Genomic DNA, 24,538 nt, shown 5'->3' with positions numbered 1-24,538 from the left:
CTGAGGGGCTGGCTCTGCCAAGCCTTGTGGCCTGGCAGGCGCAGGCGTCAGTTCACCATCACGAGCTTGCCCATCACCCCCCGTGAACCCATGTGCGCGTAGGCGGCGGGCAGCTCGGCCATGGGCATGGTGCGGTCGATCACGGGCTTGATCTTGCCCTGGGCGTACCACTGCGCCAGCTCGCCCATCATGGCGGCGTTGGCCTTGGGCTCGCGCTTGGCGAAGTCGCCCCAGAACACGCCCACGATGGAGGCGCCCTTGAGCAGCGCCAGGTTGAAGGGCAGGGCCGGGATGGGGCCGGAGGCAAAACCCACCACCAGGTAGCGGCCGCGCCAGGCAATGGAGCGGAACGCGGGCTCGGCAAAATCGCCACCCACAGGGTCATAAATCACGTCGGGGCCCTTGCCGTCGGTCAGCGCCTTGATGGCGTCGCGCAGGTTGTCCTTGCTGTAGTTGATGGTGGCGTCGGCCCCGATGGAAGTGCACAGCGCGCATTTTTCATCGCTGGAGGCCGCTGCAATCACGCGCGCGCCCATGGCCTTGGCGATCTGGATGGCGGCCGTGCCCACGCCCCCGGCGGCGCCCAGCACCAGCACGGTCTCGCCCGCCTTGAGCTGTGCGCGGTCTACGAGGGCATGGTGCGAGGTGGCGTAGATCATGATGAACGCCGCAGCGTCCACGTGCGAAAAGCCATCCGGCAGCGGCATGCACAGGGCTGCCGGGGCGATGGTGTGGGTGCCGAAACCGCCGGTGCCCGACAGGCAGGCCACGTTCTGGCCGACCTTGAGGTGGGTGACGCCTTCGCCCACGGCTGCCACCACGCCTGCGTACTCCGAGCCGGGGACGAAAGGCAGGGGCGGTTTCATCTGGTACTTGTTCTGCACGATCAGCAGATCGGGGAAGTTCAGGCTGGCCGCCTTGATTTCGATCAGCACCTCGCCCGCCTTGGGCGTGGGCGTGGGCAGTTCGGTCCAGGCCAGGGCGTCAACGCCGGTGGGGTTGGTGCAAAGCCAAGCGTGCATGGGAAAAGTCTCCTGTCAATGTGGTCTGCATGATAGGCGGGGCACCCGGGCGCACGATGTCCCACGAGCGACGGAGGGCGGGCCGTTGGGTGTGGACGGGTGCCCCACCTACAATCCGTTGCAAGCTCTACCGCAACCCATGAAAATTCTGATCTCCAACGACGACGGCTACCAGGCTCCGGGCATCGTGGCGCTGCACGATGCCCTGAAAACCCTCGATGGGGTGGAGGTTGAAGTCGTCGCGCCCGAGCACAACAACAGCGCCAAGTCCAATGCGTTGACCCTGCATTCGCCACTGTATGTGCACAAGGCCCACAACGGCTTCCGCTATGTGAACGGAACGCCGGCCGACTGTGTGCACATCGCCCTGACGGGGCTGCTGGGCTACCGGCCCGATCTGGTGGTGTCGGGCATCAACAATGGCGCCAACATGGGCGACGACACCATTTATTCAGGCACCGTGGGCGCCGCGATGGAGGGTTATCTGTTTGGCATTCCGGCCATTGCCTTCTCGCAGGTGGACAAGGGCTGGGGCGAGATCGAGGCTGCAGCGGCCAAGGCGCGGGAGATTGTGGAACAGATGCGCGCCCAGAACCTGGTGACCGATACACCCTGGCTGCTGAATGTGAACATTCCCAACATGCCGCTTGCGGCGCTGCAGCCCATCAAGCTGTGCCGCCTGGGACGCCGCCACGCGGCCGAGCGCGTGATCGTGCAGGAAAGCCCCCGGGGTGAGGCGATGTATTGGATTGGTGGCGCGGGAGCCGCCAAGGACGATGCGGAGGGCACGGATTTCCATGCCACGGCGCAGGGCCATGTGTCCATCACGCCACTGAAGGTGGACCTGACCGACCATGACAACCTTGGCTACTGGGCGCAAACGGCGTCCCGGCTTGCGGCAGGGGCGGCTGGCGCCCCGGAGCTCTGATGCAGCGCCGCCCTGGATTCCCGGCCCGGCTGCCCGGATCGGGTCCTGCGGCAGTCCGGCCCACGCCGGTGGCTCCCGCTGCGCGCAATCCAGTGGCGGCACCCCCTGTGGGCGTTGGGCTGGATTCTGCGGCGGTGCGCGCGCGCATGGTGCAAAAGCTGGCGGCAGGGGGCATCACATCGGCTGCGGTGCTGCAGGCCATGGGCACCGTGGAACGCCACCGTTTTGTGGACAGCGCCCTGGTCAACCAGGCGTATGAGGACACCAGTCTGCCCATTGGTCTGGGGCAGACCATCTCAAAGCCCAATGTCGTCGCCCGCATGTGCGAATTGCTCCTGGGCGCCGAAGGCGCACGCACCGATGGGCTGGGGCGTGTGCTGGAAATCGGTACGGGCTGCGGCTACCAGGCCGCCGTGCTGAGCCACCTGGCGCGCGAGGTCTACACCCTGGAGCGCCTGCGTGGCCTGCACGACAAGGCGCGCAACAACCTGCGCCCATTTCGGCTGGCCAATGTGCACCTGCTGTTCGGTGACGGCATGCTGGGCTATGCCAAGGGTGCGCCTTACGCGGCCATCATTGCCGCAGCCGGTGGTGACGCTGTGCCCCAGGCCTGGTGCGACCAATTGGCCGTGGGCGGCAGGCTGGTTGCGCCCATGGCGCTTGCGGGGGGGCAGCAGATGTTGCTTGTGATCGACAAAACCCCACACGGATTGAAACAAAGCGTGCTGGAGCCTGTGCATTTTGTCCCTCTAAAATCGGGGATTGCCTGAAGGGAATTGCTTATGTTCGTATCGCGTGGTCTTGTGGTTGGGTTTACTGTGGCACTGGCGGGTTTGGCGCTCAGTGGCTGCGGCACCCGGCTGAACAAGGCTCCAGTGGAAGACCGAGGCACATCCTCCTCCTCCGCTCCTTCATCCTCTGCACAGCCAGGTGTGGTGGTTGGCACCCCCATCAAGCCACTGCCGGGTGCTGAAAATGCGGGCAAACCTGGCTATTACACAGTCAAGCCTGGAGATACCCTGATCCGAATCGGGCTGGAGTCCGGCCAGAGCTGGAAAGACATTGCGCGCTGGAACAACCTTGACAACGCAAATCTGATCGAAGTGGGCCAGGTTCTGCGCGTGGCGCCACCGGTTGCTGCTTCGCAGGCGGTCGCGTCGGACAGCGGCGTGGTCACCCGTCCTGTCACGTCTTCCTCCATCACGCCTGCAGCACCTGCGAGCACGCCAGCCCCTGCGGCCAGTGCCGCGAAACCTGCAACATCGGCGGCTTCTGGCCCTGTGGTGGCCGTTGCCCCCGCCACGCCTGCCGCACCCGCTGCCGCGGCCGAGGATGACATGGCGTTCATCTGGCCTGCGCCTGGCTCGTTGATTGCCGGTTTTGACGAGGCACGCAACAAGGGCTACGACATTGCTGGCAAGGCCGGTGACCCGGTCCTGGCCGCCGCCGATGGCCGCGTGGTGTATGCGGGCGCTGGGCTGCGCGGATACGGCAACCTTGTCATCCTCAAGCATAACAACACGTTTTTGACGGCATATGCCCATAACCAGACCTTGCTCGTCAAGGAAGATCAGGCCGTGCGCAAGGGGCAAAAAATCGCCGAGATGGGCAGCACCGACGCCGATCGCGTCAAGCTGCACTTTGAAATCCGCCGCCAGGGCAAGCCGGTGGATCCATCGCGTTACCTGCCTCCCCGTTGAGCCCGGCTGTGGCTCAACCGCCTGTGGGCGCATCTGGCAGTGCGGATGAACCGGCCGGAGCCGCAGATGACTTGCTGAGCGAGGAGTCTGAAGGACTGGCGGACGAATCCGGGAGCGAGCTTCGCTCCACGCAGATAGGCGCCGGGCAGCACGCGGCCCGGCTGGACAAGGCGCTGGCCGATCTGGTGCCCGAGTTCTCCCGCAGCTATCTGCAGCAATTGCTGGTGCAGGGGTTGGTCAGCCTCAATGGCAAACCGGTCAGGAAGTCGGCGACCCGGGTGAAGGTGGGCGATCAGGTGGTGCTGGAAATGCGGCCCACGCTGCAGAGCCAGGCGTTTCGGCCCGAGCCCATGCACATCGAGGTCGTCCATGAGGATGCGCATCTGCTGGTGGTGAACAAGCCCGCTGGTCTGGTGGTCCATCCCGCGCCGGGGAACTGGAGTGGCACCCTGCTCAACGGCTTGCTCGCCCGCGACGACAAGGCGTTGACCGTGCCACGCGCTGGCATCGTGCACCGGCTCGACAAGGATACGAGTGGCTTGATGGTGGTTGCCCGTGATCGTGCCACCATGGACGCGTTGGTGGCACTGATTGCGGAGCGCAAGGTACAGCGCCAGTATTTGGCCATGGCCCACGGCGCCTGGTCGGGGCCCAAGTCACGAACGGTGGATGCTCCCATCGGCCGGGATCCACGCAACCGCCTGCGCATGGCGGTGGTGGACTTGGCACTCCATGCTGGCAAGTTGGCACGGACCGATATCCGCTGCCTGGCTGGTACGGACGACGGTTGCTGGGTGCAATGCACCCTGCACACGGGGCGCACCCACCAGATCCGGGTGCACATGGCATCTCTGAAGCACCCACTGGTGGGGGACAGCCTCTATGGGGGAGCTCCGCTCGGGGCGATGCAGCGGCAGGCCCTTCATGCCTACCGCCTGGCCTTTGTGCATCCCGTCACGGGCCAGGCGCTGGAATTCCATGCTCCTGTGCCCGAAGACATGCGCCAAGCCCTCTCCCTGTGGGGGCTGGGCTACAATGCGCCCTGACGGCCAGACTGGCCCCAGCCCGAAGACGGAATCCCGCCGGGCTTCTGCGTCGCGCCAGCGCCCTTGCACAGCGCGCCATTGATTGCCCCTGCTGTTGATGTGCCACCCGTTGCAACGCGTGGCACTTTTCCAGGAATCGCTGAACCATGAACACGGTGGATGCCAAACGGGTCCTCGAAACTGCGCTGATCTGCGCGCAGCAGCCTGTGCCCTTGCGCGAGCTGCGGGTGCTTTTCAATGACGCTCTGGGGTCGGACACGCTCAAGTTGCTGTTGCAGGAGTTGCAGCTTGAATGGACGCAGCGGGGTGTAGAGCTGGTGCAGGTGGCCACGGGCTGGCGTTTTCAGAGCCGTCCCGAAATGCGTGAATACCTCGACAGGTTGCACCCCGAAAAGCCTCCGCGCTATTCGAGGGCCACCATGGAGACACTCGCGATCATTGCGTATCGCCAGCCGGTTACGCGCGGCGACATCGAGGACATCCGGGGGGTAACGGTCAATAGCCTGATCGTCAAGCAGTTGGAAGACCGCGGCTGGGTCGAGGTCATTGGTCACCGGGAAACGGTGGGGCGCCCCGCGCTGTTTGCAACCACCCGGCAGTTCTTGGATGACATGGGATTGCAGTCGTTGGACCAATTGCCGGTGCTTGACGACCCCTCAGGCAATGCGAATGTGCTGGAAGCAATGGCCGCTGCAGCGCAAGGAGTGATAGAGCCGGAATCAACGCCTGAGGCCGAGGCTGAACTGCTGGCTGTGGCGATGGATAGTCAGCCATCAGAGTCTTTGGAGGCTGTTGCCGCCAGTGGGCAGTTGCTGCGTGTGGATGATTTTTTTCAGAGTGCGGAGACGGATCTCCGTGATGACGATGCCGATACCCCGGGTGGTATCCAGGGAAATACTTGATGAACGATTCGACCCCCGAAATCCCGGCCGATCTGCCGGATGCTGATCCTTCAGCGACAGCCGCAGCGCCCAAAAAAGCCGCTGTCAAACGTGCCCCGCGCAAGAAAAAAGTCGAGCCAGCGCAAGCCGTGGAAGTGCAGGATGCTGTGGACGTGCGCGTTTTGGATGCTGCTGAGGCACCTGCCCTGGCCGGGGAGTCGCCGCATGGGTTGAGCCAGCAGGATGTACCTGTCGCTCCTGTGGTTGCGCATGAGCCTGCAATTCCACAGGTAGAGGCGGAGGCGTCTGACGCCACCCCCGAACCTCGCCATGGCGAGCGCCAGAATCGTGGGGACGGGCGGGCTCGGCAGCCGCGCCTCGACGGCGCAGGGCGCGACAAGCGCAAGGCAGGTGCTCCTGCGGTTCAGGGATACCAGTTTGAAGATGTGGTGTCGGGGCGCTTCGATGAGGATGATGCCTCCGCAGAGATGGTTCCCGCTAAGCGGGTGCTTCTGCCCCAGGTGGAAACCCCCAAGCTTCACAAGGTGCTGGCGCAGGCGGGACTTGGCTCGCGCCTGGAGATGGAGCAACTCATTCTGGAAGGGCGCATCTCCGTCAACAACGAGCCAGCCCACATCGGCCAGCGCATCCAGTTCGGCGATCAGGTCAAGGTCAATGGCAAACCCATCCGCTACCGCATAGACCCGCCGCCAGCGCGGGTGATTGCTTACCACAAGCCTGTGGGGGAGGTGGTGACCCATGACGATCCCCAGAACCGGCCCACCGTCTTTCGCAAGCTGCCCCGGCTCATGCAGGGCAAGTGGCAGTCGGTAGGGCGCCTGGATCTGAATACCGAAGGCCTGCTGCTGTTCACCAGCTCGGGAGAGCTGGCCAACAAGCTCATGCATCCTCGTTTTGGGCTGGAGCGTGAATACGCTGTGCGTGTGCTCGGCGCCCTCAGCAATGAGGAAAAGCAGAAGCTGCTCGATGGCGTGCGCCTGGACGATGGCATGGCGTCGTTTGGTTCCATCGAAGATGGTGGAGGCGAAGGTTCCAATTGCTGGTACCGGGTCACCATTTCCGAAGGGCGCAATCGCGAGGTGCGCCGCATGCTCGAATCTGTGGGCCATGCGGTCAGTCGGTTGATCCGCATCCGTTACGGTGCCATGGTGCTGCCACGGGGTCTCAAGCGCGGTGCCTGGCTGGAACTGGATGAGGGCGACATCCGGGCTCTGGTGCAGGCGGCGGGCGCCGGGCGCCCGGAAGCAGCGGAAGCTCGTTCGGATGACGGGTCGGGCGCTGGCGGCGGACGGGGTGGCAACAAGCGCAACCGGGGGCGCAATGGTCCCCGCGTGGGCGACGGGCCGCGTCGCGACATGTCGCAGGGTGCGCCCGGTGGTCCCCGAGGGCAGAAACCCCGCCGTGATGGGGGGCAAGGGTTCGACCGTGGCAACAATGCAGGTGGTGGAGACCGCCCGCGCGGCGCGGCGCAGCCCGATCCGATGAAAACATCGGTGGGCTATATCGGCATGGACAGTCTCTCGCGGCATCGCCAGGACAAACGCCGCCCTGGTGGCGGAGGTCCACGTCGGGGCGGGGGCGGGCGCTAGGCGCTGTGCTGCCCCGGGCTCCCCGGTTAGAATCGAGGGCTTTGTCCGGTGGACAAACGAATCACAGCAACATCAATTCAGGAAATCAATATGGCAATCGAACGCACTCTCTCCATCATCAAGCCCGACGCAGTGGCAAAGAACGTCATCGGTCAGATCTATGCACGCTTCGAAGCGGCTGGTCTCAAGGTCGTGGCTGCACGTATGGCTCACCTGTCGCGCCTGGAGGCCGAGCAGTTCTACGCTGTGCACAAAGAGCGTCCTTTCTTCAAGGATCTGGTGGATTTCATGATCTCCGGTCCTGTGATGATCCAGGCCCTGGAAGGTGAAAACGCGATTCTGAAAAACCGCGAACTCATGGGCGCCACGGACCCCAAGAAGGCAGAAGCCGGCACTATCCGCGCCGACTTCGCTGACAGCATCGATGCCAATGCAGTGCATGGCTCCGACGCTGCGGAAACCGCCCAGGCAGAAGTGGCTTTCTTCTTCCCTGGCCTGAACATTTACTCGCGCTGATATGGGTGTCCCCATGCCTGTTCCCGCACACGTGGGATACCTGCGCCATGGGGACGACTGCGTTCGGCCCACCCCGGGGAGGGCGCAGTGACCACCAATCTTTTGGAATTTGATCTCGACGGTCTGGCGGCTTTCTGCCAGCAGTTGGGTGAAAAGCGGTTTCGCGCCACGCAGTTGTTTCGCTGGATTCATCAGCGCGGCGCCAGTGACTTTGACGCCATGAGTGATCTGGCAAAGGCCTTGCGCGACAAGCTCAAGGGCTGTGCTCGCGTCGAGGCCTTGCCCGTCATCTCCGAACATGTCTCCTCAGACGGCACGGTCAAGTGGCTGTTTGACGTGGGGGATGGCAATGCGGTCGAGGCGGTTTTTATTCCCGAAGATGATCGCGGAACCCTGTGTATATCCTCACAGGCTGGCTGCGCTGTGGGTTGCCGCTTCTGTTCCACGGGGCATCAGGGCTTCAGCAGAAATCTCACCACGGGGGAGATCGTTGCACAGCTTTGGTTTGCTGAGCATTCCCTGCGCCAGCGCCTCCAATCTGAGGACCGCGTCATTTCGAACGTGGTGATGATGGGGATGGGGGAGCCGCTGCAGAACTACTCGGCCCTCGTTCCGGCCTTGCGCGTCATGCTGGACGACCATGGGTATGGTTTGTCACGCAGGCGGGTCACGGTTTCAACGTCGGGCGTGGTTCCGATGATGGACCGCTTGTCCGTGGATTGTCCTGTGGCTCTCGCGGTGTCTTTGCATGCGCCGAATGACCCCTTGCGCGACAACCTGGTGCCGCTGAACCGCAAGTATCCCATTGAAGAATTGCTTGCTGCCTGCAATCGATATCTGGCGCATGCGCCGCGCGACTTCATTACGTTTGAATACTGCATGCTCGATGGTGTCAATGACCAGGTTGAGCACGCACGGCAGCTGATCGAACTTGTCAAGCCCGCCCGTGGTGTGGGTGTGCGCTGCAAATTCAACCTGATTCCTTTCAATCCGTTTCCCGCGTCAGGGCTGTTGCGTTCGCCACAAAATCAGGTGCTGGCTTTCGCCAAAGTCTTGAGCGAAGCGGGTATCGTCACGACCGTGCGCAAGACCCGCGGAGATGATATCGACGCTGCGTGCGGTCAGCTCGCAGGCGATGTCAAGGACCGCACAAGGGCTGCCGAGCGCATGGCAAAGCAGCGGACAATCGTGCTCAAACCGGTGACTTGATCAACAAGCAATCGGCATACTTCAAGGAGGCTCTACATGGTGAGATTGGTTGGACGCTGGCAGCAATGGGGCCGCTGGACTCTCACGGCATGTGGCGTGGTGGCCTGCGTGGCTGCGCTTCAAGGGTGTGCAACCAATAGCGGCATGCCGACCGCCGACGCCAACGCGGGAATGATCACCCCGTCTGATGAGCCAGAGACGCGGCGCCGCGCCCGTATCCGTCTGGAGCTTGCTTCCAACTATTTTGAGAATGGTCAGACGGCCGTGGCGCTCGATGAAGTCAAGCAGGCGCTTGCAGCTGATCCCACCTACGCCGATGCCTTCAATCTTCGTGGCCTCATCTACATGAGGTTGAGCGATTTTGCCCAGGCGGACGACAGTTTTCGCCGAGCATTGGCGCTGCGGGGCGGGGATCCCAATCTGCTGCACAACTACGGTTGGTTGTTGTGCCAGCAGCAAAAGTACGCCGAGGCGAATCAGCACTTTGGTCGGGCTCTCGCAAATCCTGCATACACAGCACGCAGCAAGACCTTGATGGCCCAAGGCCTGTGCCAATCAGGCGCTGGCCAGTTTGCGGAGGCCGAGCAGTCGCTGCTGAAAGCTTATGAACTGGATGCGGCAAACCCCGTGGTCGGTTATCACCTCGCGGCACTTTTGTTGCGTCGCAATGAATTGACCCGGTCTCAGTTCTATATCCGGCGGCTCAACAACAGCCAGTACGCCAATTCCGAGTCGTTGTGGCTGGGGATCAAGGTTGAGCGCGCTTTGGGTGATTCCGTGGCCATGAAGCAACTGGCTGATCAGTTGCGCAAGCGTTTCCCGGACTCACGGGAGTTGGGTGCATACGAGCGTGGGGCTTTCAATGAGTGAGGTTTTGGAAAGTGGTGGGGTAACAGCGGGTGGTTTGCTGAGGGAGGCGCGACAAGCGTCTGGTATGCACATCGCTGCTTTGGCAGTGGCGCTGAAAGTGCCTGTCAGCAAGCTGGAGGCGCTGGAGGCGGATAACTATGAGGCCCTGCCCGATACAGTGTTTGTGCGTGCGCTTGCCTCCAGCATGTGCAGAACGCTCAAGTTGGACCCCGCCCCCATTTTGTCGCTCTTGCCACAAAGTAAAAGCCCTCGCCTGGCTACAGACAGTGCGGGATTGAATGCTCCGGTGAAAGGCAGTATCGGGAAGTCGTCTTCCTCATCGGCGTCTTTTTCCTCAGGGTCCACCTCGCGGTCCGTAACGGTGGTGGTTTTGGCGCTGCTGGTGGGGGCACTGATCCTGGTCTTTTTCCCCAGGCAGCAGGACGGTGTAACGAGCCCGCCTGTTGCCCCCGCATCGATCCAACCGCCGGCCAATGTGGTCGAGCAGCAGGCCGCCCCTGCTGTCACGGGTGCGTCGGATGCAATCCCCGCAGCTGCCCAGCGCATCCCCGACGTTTCTCTGCCGTCAGTGGCAGGTCGCGCAGACGCGGCTCCCGCCGTTGCGGCTGCCGCTACTAACAACGCTGCGTCAGCCCCAGTGGAGGCGGCAAGCGCTACAACGCCACCGGCCGGGGCATTGGTGCTGCGCGCGCGGAGCGAATCCTGGGTGCAGGTGCGTGATTCCGCAGGCACCGTGGCGTTGCAAAGGAATCTTGCGGCGGGTGAGTCGGTGTCTGTCGCAGGCCAAATGCCGCTGGCCGTGGTGATTGGTCGTGCCGACGTGACAGAGGTATTCGTGCGCGGAAAGCCTTTTGACTTGACGCCTGTCTCCCGTGAGAACGTAGCTCGCTTCGAGGTGAAATAATGGAACGGTTACCTTGTGAGATGGAGCCCATTGCGGTGGCGTCCCCCTTGCCACGACGGTCCCGCCAAGCCAGGATTGTGTGGGGGTCGCGCGTGGTGACCGTGGGCGGGGATGCTCCAGTGCGAGTGCAGTCCATGACCAACACAGACACCGTGGATGCCATTGGCACGGCCATTCAGGTCAAGGAACTGGCGCAGGCCGGCTCGGAGTTCGTCCGGATCACGGTGAACACCCCTGAGGCCGCAGCGGCAGTACCCTACATTCGTGAACAATTGGACCGTATGGGAGAAAGCGTCCCCTTGGTGGGGGACTTTCACTACAACGGGCACCGGCTTCTTACGGATTTTCCTGAGTGCGCACAGGCGCTTTCCAAGTACCGCATCAATCCCGGCAACGTAGGCAAGGGCGACAAGAGGGATCGGCAGTTCGGCCAGATGATCGATGCAGCCATTCGCTGGAACAAAGCCGTGCGTATTGGTGTGAATTGGGGCAGTCTTGACCAGGACTTGCTGGTTGATTTGATGGATGCCAACAGCCGCCGTGCTACTCCTTGGGAAGCACGCCAGGTGATGTACGAGGCGTTGATTACCTCGGCCATTGAATCTGCGCGCCGGGCCGAAGAAATGGGCCTTGATGGCAACCAAATCATCTTGTCCTGCAAAGTCAGCGGTGTGCAGGACCTGATTTCTGTATACCGTGAACTGGCACGCCGCTGCGACTACCCTTTGCACCTGGGACTCACGGAAGCAGGCATGGGAACCAAAGGCACAGTAGCGTCGGCTGCTGCGTTGTCTGTGTTGCTGCAGGAGGGTATTGGTGACACCATTCGCGTGTCTCTGACGCCCCAGCCCGGTGAAGCGCGCACACAGGAGGTCGTGGTGGCCTCCGAGATACTGCAGGCTCTGGGGTTGCGTGTATTTGTTCCCAGTGTCACGGCGTGTCCTGGCTGTGGTCGCACTACCAGCACCACGTTCCAGGACCTCGCCAAGCAGATTGATGATTTTCTGCGTGCCCAGATGCCTGTATGGCGCGTTCGCTATCCTGGCGTCGAAAACTTGCGTGTTGCGGTGATGGGATGCATTGTCAATGGGCCTGGTGAGAGCAAGCACGCGGACATCGGCATCAGCCTGCCTGGTACGGGGGAGGCGCCAGCAGCCCCTGTGTTCATTGATGGCGAGAAGGCGATGACGCTGCGGGGTGACAACATCGCCCATGAATTCCACCAAATTGTCGAGCAGTACATCGAAAAGCGTTTTGGCGCCGCCGCTGTGACTTTGGCCTGAGCGTTGCTCGCCTTACCCTGATTGATACTGAGCCGCTATCTTGAGATGGTCGGTGATGTCCTTCGAATAGTTGCCAGATAGAGAAAAGAACAGTTGTGAGTAACGAAAAAAGCGCTTCGTCGACCAAGCCGGAAAAGCTGGTAGCCGTGAAAGGCATGAACGATATCCTGCCTCCTGAATCCGCCCGATGGGAGTGGCTGGAGTCCAAGGTCCGCACCCTTATGGCTCGATATGCCTATCGCAACATCCGTACGCCGATTGTTGAGCCCACGGCGCTGTTTGTTCGTGGCCTCGGTGAGGTCACGGACATCGTCGAAAAAGAGATGTACTCGTTCGAGGATCGTCTCAATGGCGAGCATCTCACTTTGCGTCCCGAAGCGACTGCAGGGGTGGTTCGCGCAGTTGCTGAGCATTCCATGCTGTATGACGGAGGCAAGCGCCTCTACTACATGGGGCCCATGTTCCGCCATGAGCGTCCGCAGCGCGGGCGGTATCGCCAATTTCACCAGATTGGCGCTGAAGCGCTCGGCTTTCCTGGTGCGGAGGTCGATGCGGAGTTGATTCTTCTGGCCCACTCGCTGTGGCGCGAACTGGGGTTGCAGAACGTGCGCCTGGAACTGAACAGCCTGGGTGAACCGCATGAACGCAAGGCGCACCGAGCGGCGCTGATTTCGTACCTGGAACAGCATGTCGAGGTGCTGGATGAGGAGGCGCGTCGGCGTTTGCATAGCAATCCGTTGCGCATTCTGGATACCAAGAACCCCGCTATGCAGGCCGTGGTGGAGGCTGCGCCTCGATTGATTGATTTTCTGGGGCCAAAGTCGCTCGCGCACTTTGATGCTGTGAAGTCCATTCTGAGCGCCAACGGTGTGGCCTGGACAGTGAACCCCCGGCTGGTTCGGGGCATGGACTACTACAACCTTACGGTCTTTGAGTTTGTCACTGATCAGCTGGGGTCGCAGGGCACCATTTGTGGCGGTGGTCGCTACGACTACCTGATAGAGCAGATCGGTGGCAAGGCGGCCCCGGCGGTGGGTTGGGCGCTGGGGGTTGAGCGTGTGCTTGAACTGCTCAAGGAGCAGACCAGCACGGTCCCAGCTCTTGTACCAGATGTCTATGCCGTGATTCCCTCTGCGGCGGCGCTGCCCGTGGCTGTGACCACCATTGAGCGCCTGCGGCAGTTGGGCCTCAGTGTGCAGATGCATGCCGCGCCTGCAGGGGGTGAGGGTATGGGCAGCATGAAATCCCAATTCAAGAAGGCAGATGGGAGTGGCGCGCAGCACGCGCTGGTCTTTGGGGAGGATGAGCTGTCCCGGGGGATGGTTGTCGTCAAGTCATTGCGCGATGGTGTGGGCGCACAGGCTGACCATCCGCTAGATTCCCTGGCCGATTGGGCCTCCAACCTACAATCCAACCGCTAAACAGAACACATTCCATGGCAAATCACCTTGATCTCGAAGAACAAGAGCAGCTTGATCAGCTCAAGCATTTCTGGAACACCTGGGGCACCCTCATCAGCTCCGTGCTGATTTTGGTGGCAGGCTCCTTGGTCGCCTGGAACGGATACCAGTATTGGCAGAACCGGCAGGCAAGTCAGGCCGCAGCGCTCTACGATGCTGTAGACGTGGCTGCCCGAGCGGGTGACCAGGCGCGCATGGCTCAGGCGTTTGCCGACCTCAAGGCTAAGTATGCGGGCACTACCCAGGCCAGTCAGGCGGGGCTTGCATTGGCCAAGACCATGGTTGAGGCAGGCAATGCTGATGGCGCCAAGGAGGCGCTTGCCTGGGTGGCTGCTCAGTCGGGAGATGATGGTCTCAAGGCATTGGCCAAGGTTCGCTTGGCCAGCGTGCTGATGGATCAAAAAAACTACGACGACGCACTCAAACAGGTGTCTGGAAGCGCTCCTTTGGAGTTTGAAGCGGTCTTTGCAGATCGAAAGGGAGACATTTATCTGCTGCAGGATAAGCGTGCGGAAGCTATTGCGGAGTATGCCAAGGCCTATAAGTCCTTCGAGGAGGGGGTGGAGTACCGTCGTCTTGTGGAGGTAAAGCTCGGTGCTCTTGGTGTTTCTCCACAAGGTGTTGCAGTAGCTGCCGCCGGATCCATTGATGGGGTGAAATAGCCATGGCATTCATTTGTGGAGACGGCGCAAAGGGCAGGGTGTTCGGCCTGCGGTGCATTTCTTCAGCGGTCTTGGTTGTCACATTGGCTGGATGCTCGCTGTGGAACAGCGGGAGCTCCAAGCCGATGCCGGCAGATCTGGGGGCCAATGTTGCGGTGCTGGGTGTGCGGCAGGCTTGGACTGCGCGCATTGGCAGCGTTGCTGGATTGCCGCTTGATGTCCATTCCGCAGGCAATGTGGTGACTGTTGCCTCCTCCGACGGGGTTGTGGCGGCCATCGACGCCCGAACCGGTGGCGACGTCTGGCGAGTAGCGCTTTCAGAGCCTTTGTCTGCGGGGGTGGGTAGCGACGGAAAATCGGCTGCGGTTGTTTCCCGCAGCAACACCTTGATCGTTCTGGATGCTGGCCGCGAGCGGTGGCGCCAATCATTGGCTGCGCAAGTATTCACCCCCCCTCTCGTTGCGGGTGGACGCGTATTTGTGCTTTCGGCCGATCGTTCTTTGGCGGCATTTGATGCGGTGTCGGGCCGCAAACTCTGGAGTCAGCAGCGCCCCGGTGAGCCTCTGGTTTTACGCCAGGCGGGCGTTTTGCTGGCTGTTGGTGATACCTTGGTTGCGGGGTTTTCCGGCCGTGTTGTAGGTCTGAATCCAGACAATGGCAGCGTTCGTTGGGAGGCTCCTTTGGCGAGTGCGCGGGGCACCAACGACGTTGAGAGACTGGTGGAGTTGGTTGGGCGTACCAGCAGAGTAGGTGATTCCATCTGTGCACGTGCCTTCCAGACGGCTGTGGGTTGTGTCAATGCTGCCAGAGGCGCAGTGACTTGGACGCAACCCGCCAGTGGTGCCGATGGCGTGCATGGAGACGGGGAGGCCCTGTTCGGTGCCGAGGGCAATGGCACGGTCATGGCGTGGCGTCGCAGCGATGGTTCGCGTCTGTGGGCCACCGACAGGCTCAAACACCGCAAACTGACGGCGCCCTTGTTGTTGGGCCGCTCCGTCGTAGTCGGGGACGACACAGGCCTCGTTCACCTGCTATCCCGCACGGATGGTTCTCCGCTCAACCGCATTGCCACGGACGGATCTGGCATCGCCGCAGCACCCTCTGTGGCCGCAGATACGTTGGTGGTAGTTACTCGCAATGGTGGTGTCTACGGATTCCGTCCAGATTGATGGATTTTATTTAATGAAGCCAGTTATCGCCCTCGTGGGGCGTCCGAATGTCGGCAAGTCCACGCTCTTCAACCGCCTGACCAAGTCCCGCGACGCCATTGTTGCGGACTTTGCAGGGCTTACGCGTGACCGGCATTACGGCAATGGCAAGCAGGGCAAGCACGAGTACATCGTTATCGATACTGGCGGTTTTGAGCCTGATGCATCGAGCGGAATTTACAAGGAAATGGCCAAGCAGACGCAGCAGGCCGTTGCCGAAGCTGATGTGGTCATTTTTGTGGTGGATGCGCGCGCAGGTGTATCTGCGCAAGACCATGACATCGCCAATTATTTGCGCCGCCTTGGTAAACCTTGTGTACTTGTTGCCAACAAAGCCGAAGGCATGCTGGAAGGCGTGCAACTCGCCGAGTTCTATGAGCTGGGTCTGGGCGAGGTTTACCCTGTGTCTGCTGCCCATGGGCAGGGTATTCGAAGCCTGGTGGAGATTGCGCTGGAGCCGCTTCAGTTTCCTGACCCCGACGACTCTGATGTTGAATCTGACAAAGGCATCATCAAACTTGCTGTGGCAGGTCGGCCGAATGTTGGCAAATCGACGCTGATCAACACCTGGCTCGGCGAAGAGCGTCTGGTTGCGTTTGATATGCCGGGAACCACCCGTGATGCGATCACGGTACCCTTCGAACGCAATGGGCAGCGCTTTGAATTGGTGGATACGGCGGGATTGCGCCGCAAGGGAAAAGTTTTCGAGGCGATAGAGAAATTCTCGGTCGTCAAGACGCTCCAAGCCATTGAATCGGCCAATGTGGTGCTGCTGTTGCTCGACGCTACCCAGGGTGTCACTGATCAGGATGCGCACATTGCGGGGTACATCTTGGAGAGCGGGAGAGCCGTGGTTGTTGCGGTTAACAAGTGGGATGCCGTTGATGACTACCAGCGTCAGTTGCTGGAGCGGTCTATCGAGACCCGGCTCGCATTTCTGAAATTTGCGTCCTTGCATTTCATTTCTGCAAAAAAACGGCAGGGTTTGGGGCCGGTGTGGGCATCGATTGCCCAAGCCCACAAGGCGGCAACCTGCAAGATGTCAACGCCAGTATTGACGCGCCTGTTGCTAGAAGCTGTTCAATTTCAGAGTCCGAAACGCGCAGGCATGTTCCGGCCAAAGCTGCGATATGCCCATCAGGGGGGCATGAATCCCCCGGTGATCATCATCCATGGTAATTCGTTGGAACACGTCACAGATGCCTACAAGCGCTTTCTGGAGGGCCGCTTCCGCAAAGAATTCGACTTGGTGGGTACACCGCTCCGGATAGAGATGAAGACATCGCACAACCCTTTCGCTGATAAAGAGGAAGCCTAAGTCAAAGGCTGGGTTCCCAAAGGGCCATGCATCCTGAGGCGGGGTTGTGCTCCGTGCTGTGGTAAGGTGCTGGTTTACAACAACATTTTTGAACACGGAGAATATCGTGAGCAACAAAGGCCAGCTTTTGCAAGACCCCTTCCTCAACGCTTTGCGTCGGGAGCATGTTCCTGTTTCCATCTATCTCGTGAACGGAATCAAACTGCAGGGGCAGATCGAATCGTTTGATCAGTACGTGGTGTTGCTGCGCAATACAGTCACCCAGATGGTCTACAAGCATGCCATTTCCACCATCGTGCCGGGCCGCGCGGTCAACTTCTCTACTGCCGACACCTCTGATGCAGATAGCAACAACGCTTAAGTTGTTGTTTGTGTTGCCGTTTTCGCGTCTTGCCCTGATCGGGCGAGGGGGCAATCTACTTTGCAATCGATGACCGCTTCGTCGGGAGATGGCACCCCGGTGCTTCTGGTTGGGGTTGATTTTGGTCTTCCTCACTTCGACGCCGATCTCGAAGAATTGGGATTGCTTGCCCAGACAGCTGGTATGAAGCCTGTCGCCCGCTTGACGTGCAAACGCAAGGCGCCGGATGCGGCCTTGTTTATTGGTAGTGGCAAGGCGGATGAAATCCGTACGTTGGCACAAATGCATGGCGCGGCGGAAGTCTTGTTCGATCAGTCTCTCAGTCCGGCGCAGCAGCGAAACCTCGAGCGTCACCTTGAGCTTCCAGTCAATGACCGAACGTTGTTGATCTTGGAAATCTTCGCGCAACGTGCCCGCAGCCACGAGGGCAAACTCCAGGTGGAGTTGGCAAGATTACAGTATCTCAGCACCCGCCTTGTGCGCCGCTGGTCGCATCTCGAGCGCCAGACAGGGGGCATTGGTGCGCGCGGCGGCCCGGGTGAAAAACAGATTGAACTGGACCGTCGGATGATTGGCGACGCCGTCAAGCGCACGCGTGAGCGCCTCGTGAAGGTCAAGCGCCAGCGGACCACCCAGAGAAGGCAGCGTGAGCGACGCGATACGTTCAATATTTCATTGGTGGGGTACACAAACGCTGGTAAGTCCACGCTCTTTAATGCGCTGGTGAAGGCACGCGCCTACGCTGCAGACCAATTGTTTGCAACACTGGACACCACAACACGGCAACTCTATTTGGGCGATGCTGGGCGATCGGTATCTCTCTCGGATACCGTAGGATTCATTCGAGACCTTCCCCATGGCTTGGTGGATGCATTCCAGGCAACGTTGCAAGAGGCCATTGATGCGGACCTTCTGCTTCACGTAGTGGATGCTTCCAATCCGGGCTTTCCTGAACAAATGGCGCAGGTTCAAAAGGTCTTGAGCGAGATTGGTGCAGCTGACATCCCCCAGATACTTGTATTCAACAAGCTGGACTCGCTACAGGCTGAGCAGCGCCCCCCGCTTCTTGAAGACCAGTACGACGTGGATGGGCATGTCTTCCCGCGCTTGTTTGTGAGTGCTCGTTCTGGTGAGGGGTTGGATGCCCTGCGCCGTGCGCTCTCGCTAAGGGTACTTGCCGCTCAAAAATGCATGACCCCTGATGCCGCCATTGAATTGCCAGGGGCCGCGCCCTGATTGGGCACAATGCCAGCATTACCAATGCCATCCAGAGAACCAGAGACTTTGCGCATGAATTTTCAAAATCGCACCCTACGCTGGGCTTCGCTGCCAGAACGTATTCGGGGCATGTTCAATCTGAATGACCCTCGGTGGGGGCGCGGCGACGATAACAAGGCAGACGACGGTGCACGTCCGGAGGAGCGTCCTGCTGCGCCTCCTCCAGCCGGAAATCGGGGCGGCGATCAGCGGCCTGGCAATGGACAGCCGCCCGACCTTGATGAGCTTTGGCGCGACCTCAACAAGAAGCTCGGAGGTTTTTTTGGCTCCAAGAACGGCGGTGGCCGTGGTCCGGGCAACGGTGGTAGTTCGGGGGGGGGCTTCCAGCCAGATATGAAGAGCGCTGGTGTGGGCGTGGGGCTGATCGCTGGGATTGTCTTTGTGATCTGGATGGGAACAGGGTTTTTTATTGTTCAGGAAGGTCAGCAGGCGGTCATTACCCAGTTCGGCAAGTACAAAAGCACCGTGGGTGCAGGTTTTAACTGGCGTTTGCCGTACCCCATCGAGCGCCACGAACTGGTATTTGTCACCCAGATTCGGTCAGCCGATGTGGGGCGAGACAGCATCATCAAGAGCACCGGTCTGCGTGAGTCGGCCATGCTCACGGAAGATGAAAATATCGTCGAGATCAAGTTCGCGGTCCAGTACCGCTTGAGTGACGCCCGCGCGTGGCTGTTTGAAAGCAAGAACCCTTCGGATGCGGTGGTTCAAGCTGCGGAGACGGCAGTTCGGGAGGTGGTCGGGAAGATGCGCATGGATACGGCATTGGCCGAAGAGCGTGATCAGATCGCTCCCCGTGTCCGCACACTCATGCAAACCATCTTGGATCGCTACAAGGTAGGTGTCGAGGTGGTGGGTATCAATCTGCAGCAAGGTGGTGTCCGTCCACCTGAGCAGGTGCAGGCCTCCTTTGACGATGTCCTCAAAGCGGGGCAGGAGCGTGAGCGGGCCAAGAATGAAGCCCAAGCCTATGCCAACGATGTGATTCCACGTGCAGTGGGGTCCGCATCGCGCTTGAACGAAGAAGCTGCAGCCTACAAAGCTCGGATTGTTGCCCAGGCACAAGGTGATGCCCAGCGGTTTTCTTCGATTCTGGCAGAGTATCAGAAGGCTCCACAGGTGACCCGCGACCGCATGTATCTGGAGGCGATGCAGCAGATTTATGGCAACGTAACCAAGGTGTTGGTTGAATCACGGCAGGGTTCTAACCTGTTGTATTTGCCACTGGACAAGATCATGCAAAGTGTCGCCAGCGGAGGGGGGGCATCGGATGCTCCCGCTGCAAATACGACGGCCCCCGTTGCAGTCCCTGCAGCCCCTTCGACCACTTTTTCGAATGACCCCCGCGCGCGTGACAGCAGTCGCACACGTGATCGTGAATCTCGCTAGGAGCAACTCGTGAACAGAGTCGGATTTATTGCATCTACCCTCTTGGTGGTGCTGGCCCTGATGAGCTCCATGCTTTTTGTGGTGGACCAGCGCCAGTTTGGTGTGCTTTACGCCCTAGGGCAGATCAAGGAAGTGATCACAGAGCCAGGCTTGAATTTCAAGCTGCCCCCGCCTTTTCAAAACGTGTCGTACATCGACAAACGCCTTTTGACACTGGATAGCAGTGACACGGAGCCCATGTTGACTGCGGAGAAGCAACGGGTGGTCATCGACTGGTATGTGCGGTGGCGTATCTCCGAGCCAACGGAGTACATCCGCAACGTTGGACTGGATGAGAGTGCCGGAGCGATGCAACTCAATCGCGTGGTGCGCAATGCTTTCCAGGAGGAAATCAACAAGCGCACCGTCAAGGAGCTTCTTTCCCTGAAGCGGGAAGCACTGATGGCGGATGTGAAGCGTGAAGTGCTGGAGACCGTTCGTGGCGCTAAGCCGTGGGGTGTGGATGTTGTCGATGTTCGCATTACCCGCGTCGATTACGTGGAGGCGATTACGGAATCGGTGTATCGGCGCATGGAGGCCGAGCGCAAACGCGTGGCCAATGAACTCCGTTCTACGGGTGCGGCGGAAGGTGAAAAAATTCGTGCTGATGCAGACCGCCAGCGTGAGATCACTATTGCCAATGCCTACAGGGATGCTCAGAAGATCAAAGGCGAAGGTGACGCCGAAGCCGCGCGCATTTATGCCGAGGCGTTTGGGCGGGATCCGCAGTTTGCGCAGTTCTACCGGAGCCTGGAAGCCTACAAATCCAGCTTCAACAAGAAGAGCGATGTAATGGTTCTTGACCCCTCGTCATCAGAGTTTTTCAAGACATTCCGAGGTGGAAACTCTGCGGCTATGCCTGCAGCACCCCGGAAGTAGTCCCCTGCTGATTTTCGTCATCCTGCCGCTGTGGATTCGGAAAGCCTCTGGGCAGCGCTCGCCTTGGTGCTGGTGATTGAGGGACTACTGCCATTTCTTTCGCCTCAGAGTTGGCGACGTGCAGTCGCTCAGATTGCGCTGCTGCAGGATGGACAGATTCGGTTTTTCGGTTTGCTGGCAATCGTTGCTGGCGTGTTGATGCTCTGGTTCTGAACAGCGCCAGAGCCGGTAGCGGGTGGAGTCTCTCTGGGCTCTTCGCCGCTCCCGGTAGAATCACGGTTTTAACAGCCTCCCCTTTTTTCCATGTCTGCTTGGGTCCTTCCGGATCACATTGCCGATGTCTTGCCGTCCGAAGCACGGCACATCGAAGAATTGCGTCGCGGGCTGCTTGATACAGCCCGCTGCTACGGCTATGAGCTAGTCATGCCCCCGTTGCTGGAGCATCTTGAATCCCTGCTGACAGGTACGGGAGAGGCCCTCGATCTCCAGACCTTCAAGCTGGTGGACCAGCTCTCAGGGCGATCCATGGGGCTTCGAGCGGACACTACCCCCCAGGTCGCTCGAATTGACGCGCATTTGCTCAATCGCAAGGGCGTGACTCGCCTCTGCTATTGCGGGCCAGTGTTGCATACCCGGCCTGATCGTCCGCATGCCACCCGCGAGCCGCTCCAGTTCGGCGCAGAAATCTTCGGACATGCTGGGCTGGAGGCTGATCTTGAGGCGTTGCAGCTCGCCCGGGAATGCTTGCGCATTGCCAATGTGCCCAGCACCACGATTGATCTGGCGGATGTACGCATCGTGCGCAATCTTCTGGCGGGCGTGTCCGTGAATGCCCAGGTGTTGAGCGGTATCCATGCGGCACTGGCAGCCAAGGACGCCGCTGAACTCGCGGCATTGACCCGAGATTTCCCTGTGGAGTCGCGCGAGGGTTTGTTGGCGTTGCTTCAGCTCTACGGTGATCAGGGTGTGTTGATTGAAGCTAAAAAAGCCTTCCAGCGCTTTCCTGGCATATCTCAAGTGCTATCAAATTTGAATTGGCTGGCATCCCGCCTTGAGGGGGCTGCTGTCACTTTTGATCTGGCCGATCTGCGTGGCTATGCCTACTACAGCGGTGCGCGTTTTGCGATCTATGCCCCGGGCGCAAGCGATGCGCTCGTTCGCGGTGGCCGCTATGACGAGGTGGGGGCTGTGTTCGGCCGCAATCGTCCCGCAGCGGGGTTTAGTTTGGATATCAAGCAGGTAGTGGGCGTGGTCTCTCCACGGGCATTGAAAGCTGCTATCCGTGCTCCCTGGGGAGAGTCGGATGAAGTGAATGCAGCCATCGCGGAACTCCGCACGTCTGGTGAGACGGTGGTTTGTGTTTTGCCGGGGCATGAGAGCGAAGTGGACGAGTTCCACTGTGATCGGGAACTGGTGCAGATTGCGGGCCGCTGGGTCGTGCAGGCTGTTTAAGCAATTGACAATTGAATTGGGTTTGAGATGAAAGCAACCAAAGGTCGCAACGTAGTGGTGGTCGGAACCCAGTGGGGTGACGAAGGCAAAGGCAAGCTGGTTGATTGGCTGACCGAAAGTGCACAAGGTGTCGTCCGTTTTCAAGGTGGGCACAACGCGGGCCACACACTGGTCATCAATGGTGTCAAGACGGCACTACACCTGATCCCTAGTGGCATCATGCGCCCAGGCGTCAAGTGCTACATCGGTAATGGTGTTGTCTTGTCGGCAGCCAAGCTGTTTGAGGAAATCGAAGGCCTTGAAAAAGCGGGCGTCGAAGTGCGTTCACGCTTGCGAATCAGCGAAGCTTGCCCGCTGATTCTTCCGTTCCATGCAGCCATTGATGTGGCGCGTGAAGCTGCACGTGAACAGGGTGGAACGGAAAAAATTGGAACTACTGGTCGCGGTATTGGCCCCGCGTATGAAGACAAGATTGCCCGTCGTGCCCTGCGGGTGCAAGACTTGAAGTACCCCGAGCGGTTTGCTGCCAAGCTTCGTGAATTGCTGGATCTGCATAACCATATCCTTACGACCTATCTGCGCTCGGGCGCCTTCGTGTTTGGTGATGCACTCAAGCCGTATATCGAGGACGGCAAGGTTCAGTTCGATGTGGTGTATGCAGAAGCGATGCGCCATGCTGAGTTGCTCAAGCCCATGATGGCTGATGTATCGCGCGAGCTTAACGACGCCCATCGAGATGGTGCCAATCTTCTGTTTGAGGGCGCACAAGGTACGCTACTCGATGTGGATCATGGGACCTACCCCTATGTCACATCGAGCAATTGTGTAGCCGGGAACGCAGCGGCCGGCTCGGGCGTCGGTCCCGGCATGTTGCATTACATACTCGGTATTACCAAAGCGTATTGCACCCGCGTTGGCGGCGGCCCTTTCCCGACGGAGCTGGACTGGGAAGTGCCTGGTACGCCTGGGTATCACATGAGTACGGTGGGCGCTGAGAAGGGTGTGACCACGGGGCGTAGTCGTCGATGCGGCTGGTTCGATGCTGCGCTGCTCAAGCGTAGTGCTCAGGTCAACGGTCTCTCCGGTTTGTGTATCACCAAACTGGATGTTCTGGACGGGCTGGAAGAGCTATTGCTCTGCACCGGGTATGAACTCGACGGTGAGCACATCGATCTTCTGCCCATGGGCGCGGAAGATATCGCACGCTGCAAGCCTGTCTACGAGACGTTGCCAGGCTGGAGTGAGTCCACCGTTGGCGTGACTGACTACGTCAAACTGCCACAGAGCGCTCGCCGTTATCTGGAGCGTATTGAACAGGTTACGGGTGTGCCTATCGATATGATCTCCACCAGCCCCGACCGTGATCACACCATCATGATGCGTCACCCTTATGTCGCTGGTTGATGATTTGAAATTGCCAGTGACTTCCGCACCCACAGCTATCTATCCAGGAGCTACCGCATGTTGACCGAAGACGGCAAACACCTTTACGTCAGCTATGACGAGTACCACAGTCTTATTGAGAAGCTGGCGCTCAAGGTGCACCAATCGGGCTGGGCGTTCGACACGATCCTGTGCCTTGCTCGGGGGGGGTTGCGTCCTGGCGATATTTTGAGCCGCATCTTTGACAAGCCCTTGGCCATCATGTCCACAAGCTCTTACCGTGCCGAGGCTGGAACGGTGCAGGGGCATCTGGATATCGCGCGGTTTATCACGACGCCCAAGGGTGAGATCGCAGGCAAGGTGCTACTGGTGGATGACCTTGCGGACTCGGGTCACACCTTGCATGCGGTGATCAACATGTTGAAGACCAACTATGCGCCCATCACCGAACTGCGCAGCGCTGTGATCTGGACAAAGGGCTTGTCGACGTTTACGCCAGACTATTCAGTGGAATTCCTGCCGACCAACCCCTGGATCCATCAACCGTTTGAGGGTTACGATAGCTTGAGCCCTGAGAAGCTGTTGGAAAAGTGGCGAGTGTGAAAGCCGGGCTATCGGTCTTTCGAGGGGAGTGTAAAGATTTCTCTCGAAAATTCTTCTTGCCCTCCAAACTAGTGCTATAGTCGAGGGCTTCGCTACTGAGGCGGTTCTGCGGAAATGCGGTGACGCTGAAGATGTGGGTGGTGATGGGGTTTAGGTCCTGTTGCTGCTGATGTCGAGAAGGCGGAAGAAGAAAGTTTGGTTTTGGGTTGTAGGCGGTGTAAAAACCGGTATATAATTCAAGGCTTCGCTAAGTAAAGCAGGGTGTCGCAAGATGCTGGGTTTGAAAAGTGATGAAAACAAAAAGTTTTCAAAAGTTTGACAGTTCTTCAAAAACTGTGCTAGAATTTAAGGCTCAGCTGATCGCAGCTAAGTCGGGAAAGCAAAGAAAACTTCGGTTAGATTTGCGATCCGGTTCATTAAAAATATACAGCCGATAAGCGTGGGCGTTTGATGGCGAGTGCCAAGTTCTTTGGAACTAGTGCTTAGCACTACAAACGCTCATGAGAATAGAAGTGAAGTTCACTTCAATTCCGTTTT

24 protein-coding genes are annotated in these 24,538 nt (G+C 59.6%); 23 read left to right on the top strand and 1 reads right to left on the bottom strand.

Features of this window, described 5'->3' with window-relative positions; translation table 11 throughout:
• Window positions 1-47: 47 nt before the first annotated feature.
• Entirely contained in the window at window positions 48-1,022 is a 975-nt protein-coding gene (locus KW832_RS24410) for an NADPH:quinone oxidoreductase family protein (protein ID WP_008905961.1), read from the bottom strand.
• A 139-nt stretch (window positions 1,023-1,161) separates the two neighbouring features.
• On the opposite strand from KW832_RS24410, the gene surE reads away from it, so the two are divergent.
• The 23 genes from surE to KW832_RS24295 all read left to right on the top strand — a co-directional run bounded on the left by surE (window position 1,162) and on the right by KW832_RS24295 (window position 24,001).
• Entirely contained in the window at window positions 1,162-1,950 is a 789-nt protein-coding gene (gene surE, locus KW832_RS24405) for a 5'/3'-nucleotidase SurE (protein ID WP_055398666.1), read from the top strand.
• Complete coding sequence (locus tag KW832_RS24400) at window positions 1,950-2,720, top strand: protein-L-isoaspartate(D-aspartate) O-methyltransferase (protein ID WP_121420605.1); 771 nt, start codon at window positions 1,950-1,952, stop codon at window positions 2,718-2,720. Before surE ends, KW832_RS24400 begins: the two co-directional genes overlap by 1 nt.
• A gap of 12 nt (window positions 2,721-2,732) precedes the next feature.
• Window positions 2,733-3,650 (top strand): peptidoglycan DD-metalloendopeptidase family protein, encoded by a 918-nt coding sequence (locus KW832_RS24395; protein ID WP_121420604.1) that lies wholly within the window; start codon window positions 2,733-2,735, stop codon window positions 3,648-3,650.
• Window positions 3,651-3,658: 8 nt separating this feature from the next.
• Complete coding sequence (locus KW832_RS24390) at window positions 3,659-4,696, top strand: RluA family pseudouridine synthase (protein ID WP_370628783.1); 1,038 nt, start codon at window positions 3,659-3,661, stop codon at window positions 4,694-4,696.
• Window positions 4,697-4,842: 146 nt separating this feature from the next.
• The gene (gene scpB, locus KW832_RS24385; RefSeq protein ID WP_055398663.1) at window positions 4,843-5,598 is read left to right on the top strand and encodes an SMC-Scp complex subunit ScpB; all 756 of its coding nucleotides are present in this window, start codon (window positions 4,843-4,845) and stop codon (window positions 5,596-5,598) included.
• On the top strand, window positions 5,598-7,187 hold the full coding sequence (locus tag KW832_RS24380; RefSeq protein WP_218301796.1) for a pseudouridine synthase: 1,590 nt from the start codon (window positions 5,598-5,600) through the stop codon (window positions 7,185-7,187). The genes scpB and KW832_RS24380 overlap by 1 nt, the downstream gene beginning before the upstream one ends.
• A gap of 90 nt (window positions 7,188-7,277) precedes the next feature.
• The gene (ndk, locus tag KW832_RS24375; protein WP_008905954.1) at window positions 7,278-7,703 is read left to right on the top strand and encodes a nucleoside-diphosphate kinase; all 426 of its coding nucleotides are present in this window, start codon (window positions 7,278-7,280) and stop codon (window positions 7,701-7,703) included.
• Window positions 7,704-7,790: 87 nt separating this feature from the next.
• Complete coding sequence (gene rlmN / locus KW832_RS24370; RefSeq protein ID WP_121505919.1) at window positions 7,791-8,912, top strand: 23S rRNA (adenine(2503)-C(2))-methyltransferase RlmN; 1,122 nt, start codon at window positions 7,791-7,793, stop codon at window positions 8,910-8,912.
• A gap of 36 nt (window positions 8,913-8,948) precedes the next feature.
• Entirely contained in the window at window positions 8,949-9,782 is an 834-nt protein-coding gene (pilW, locus tag KW832_RS24365) for a type IV pilus biogenesis/stability protein PilW (RefSeq protein WP_055398660.1), read from the top strand.
• Complete coding sequence (locus tag KW832_RS24360) at window positions 9,775-10,686, top strand: helix-turn-helix domain-containing protein (RefSeq protein WP_218301795.1); 912 nt, start codon at window positions 9,775-9,777, stop codon at window positions 10,684-10,686. Before pilW ends, KW832_RS24360 begins: the two co-directional genes overlap by 8 nt.
• Before the next feature lie 20 nt (window positions 10,687-10,706).
• The gene (ispG, locus tag KW832_RS24355; protein WP_199726978.1) at window positions 10,707-11,969 is read left to right on the top strand and encodes a flavodoxin-dependent (E)-4-hydroxy-3-methylbut-2-enyl-diphosphate synthase; all 1,263 of its coding nucleotides are present in this window, start codon (window positions 10,707-10,709) and stop codon (window positions 11,967-11,969) included.
• Window positions 11,970-12,124: 155 nt separating this feature from the next.
• A complete protein-coding gene (gene hisS / locus KW832_RS24350; RefSeq protein ID WP_218301835.1) occupies window positions 12,125-13,390 on the top strand; it encodes a histidine--tRNA ligase in 1,266 nt (421 codons plus the stop codon).
• Window positions 13,391-13,404: 14 nt separating this feature from the next.
• The gene (locus tag KW832_RS24345) at window positions 13,405-14,091 is read left to right on the top strand and encodes a tetratricopeptide repeat protein (protein WP_218301794.1); all 687 of its coding nucleotides are present in this window, start codon (window positions 13,405-13,407) and stop codon (window positions 14,089-14,091) included.
• Between the two features lie 2 nt (window positions 14,092-14,093).
• Window positions 14,094-15,260 carry an outer membrane protein assembly factor BamB gene (gene bamB / locus KW832_RS24340; protein WP_218301793.1) on the top strand — a complete coding sequence of 389 codons (1,167 nt, stop codon included), beginning with the start codon at window positions 14,094-14,096 and terminating at the stop codon, window positions 15,258-15,260.
• 13 nt (window positions 15,261-15,273) lie between these two features.
• Complete coding sequence (gene der, locus KW832_RS24335) at window positions 15,274-16,617, top strand: ribosome biogenesis GTPase Der (protein ID WP_218301792.1); 1,344 nt, start codon at window positions 15,274-15,276, stop codon at window positions 16,615-16,617.
• Window positions 16,618-16,723: 106 nt separating this feature from the next.
• Window positions 16,724-16,978: an RNA chaperone Hfq gene (hfq, locus tag KW832_RS24330; RefSeq protein ID WP_010464175.1), complete on the top strand. Its 255-nt coding sequence runs from the start codon at window positions 16,724-16,726 to the stop codon at window positions 16,976-16,978.
• 69 nt (window positions 16,979-17,047) lie between these two features.
• Window positions 17,048-18,214: a GTPase HflX gene (hflX, locus tag KW832_RS24325; RefSeq protein ID WP_218301791.1), complete on the top strand. Its 1,167-nt coding sequence runs from the start codon at window positions 17,048-17,050 to the stop codon at window positions 18,212-18,214.
• A gap of 54 nt (window positions 18,215-18,268) precedes the next feature.
• Window positions 18,269-19,645 carry an FtsH protease activity modulator HflK gene (gene hflK / locus KW832_RS24320; protein WP_218301790.1) on the top strand — a complete coding sequence of 459 codons (1,377 nt, stop codon included), beginning with the start codon at window positions 18,269-18,271 and terminating at the stop codon, window positions 19,643-19,645.
• 9 nt (window positions 19,646-19,654) lie between these two features.
• Entirely contained in the window at window positions 19,655-20,563 is a 909-nt protein-coding gene (gene hflC, locus KW832_RS24315; protein WP_055398652.1) for a protease modulator HflC, read from the top strand.
• A 30-nt stretch (window positions 20,564-20,593) separates the two neighbouring features.
• Entirely contained in the window at window positions 20,594-20,776 is a 183-nt protein-coding gene (locus tag KW832_RS24310; RefSeq protein WP_218301789.1) for a DUF2065 domain-containing protein, read from the top strand.
• Window positions 20,777-20,866: 90 nt separating this feature from the next.
• Window positions 20,867-22,015 (top strand): ATP phosphoribosyltransferase regulatory subunit, encoded by a 1,149-nt coding sequence (locus tag KW832_RS24305; RefSeq protein WP_121420593.1) that lies wholly within the window; start codon window positions 20,867-20,869, stop codon window positions 22,013-22,015.
• Between the two features lie 27 nt (window positions 22,016-22,042).
• Window positions 22,043-23,419: an adenylosuccinate synthase gene (locus KW832_RS24300; protein WP_176886441.1), complete on the top strand. Its 1,377-nt coding sequence runs from the start codon at window positions 22,043-22,045 to the stop codon at window positions 23,417-23,419.
• A gap of 57 nt (window positions 23,420-23,476) precedes the next feature.
• Complete coding sequence (locus KW832_RS24295) at window positions 23,477-24,001, top strand: phosphoribosyltransferase (protein WP_121420591.1); 525 nt, start codon at window positions 23,477-23,479, stop codon at window positions 23,999-24,001.
• The last annotated feature ends 537 nt before the right edge of the window (window positions 24,002-24,538 follow it).

Source organism: Acidovorax sp. sif0632, assembly GCF_019218805.1.
Taxonomy (GTDB): Bacteria; Pseudomonadota; Gammaproteobacteria; order Burkholderiales; family Burkholderiaceae_C; genus Acidovorax; species Acidovorax facilis.
This window is presented reverse-complemented; position numbering and strand designations above follow the sequence as displayed.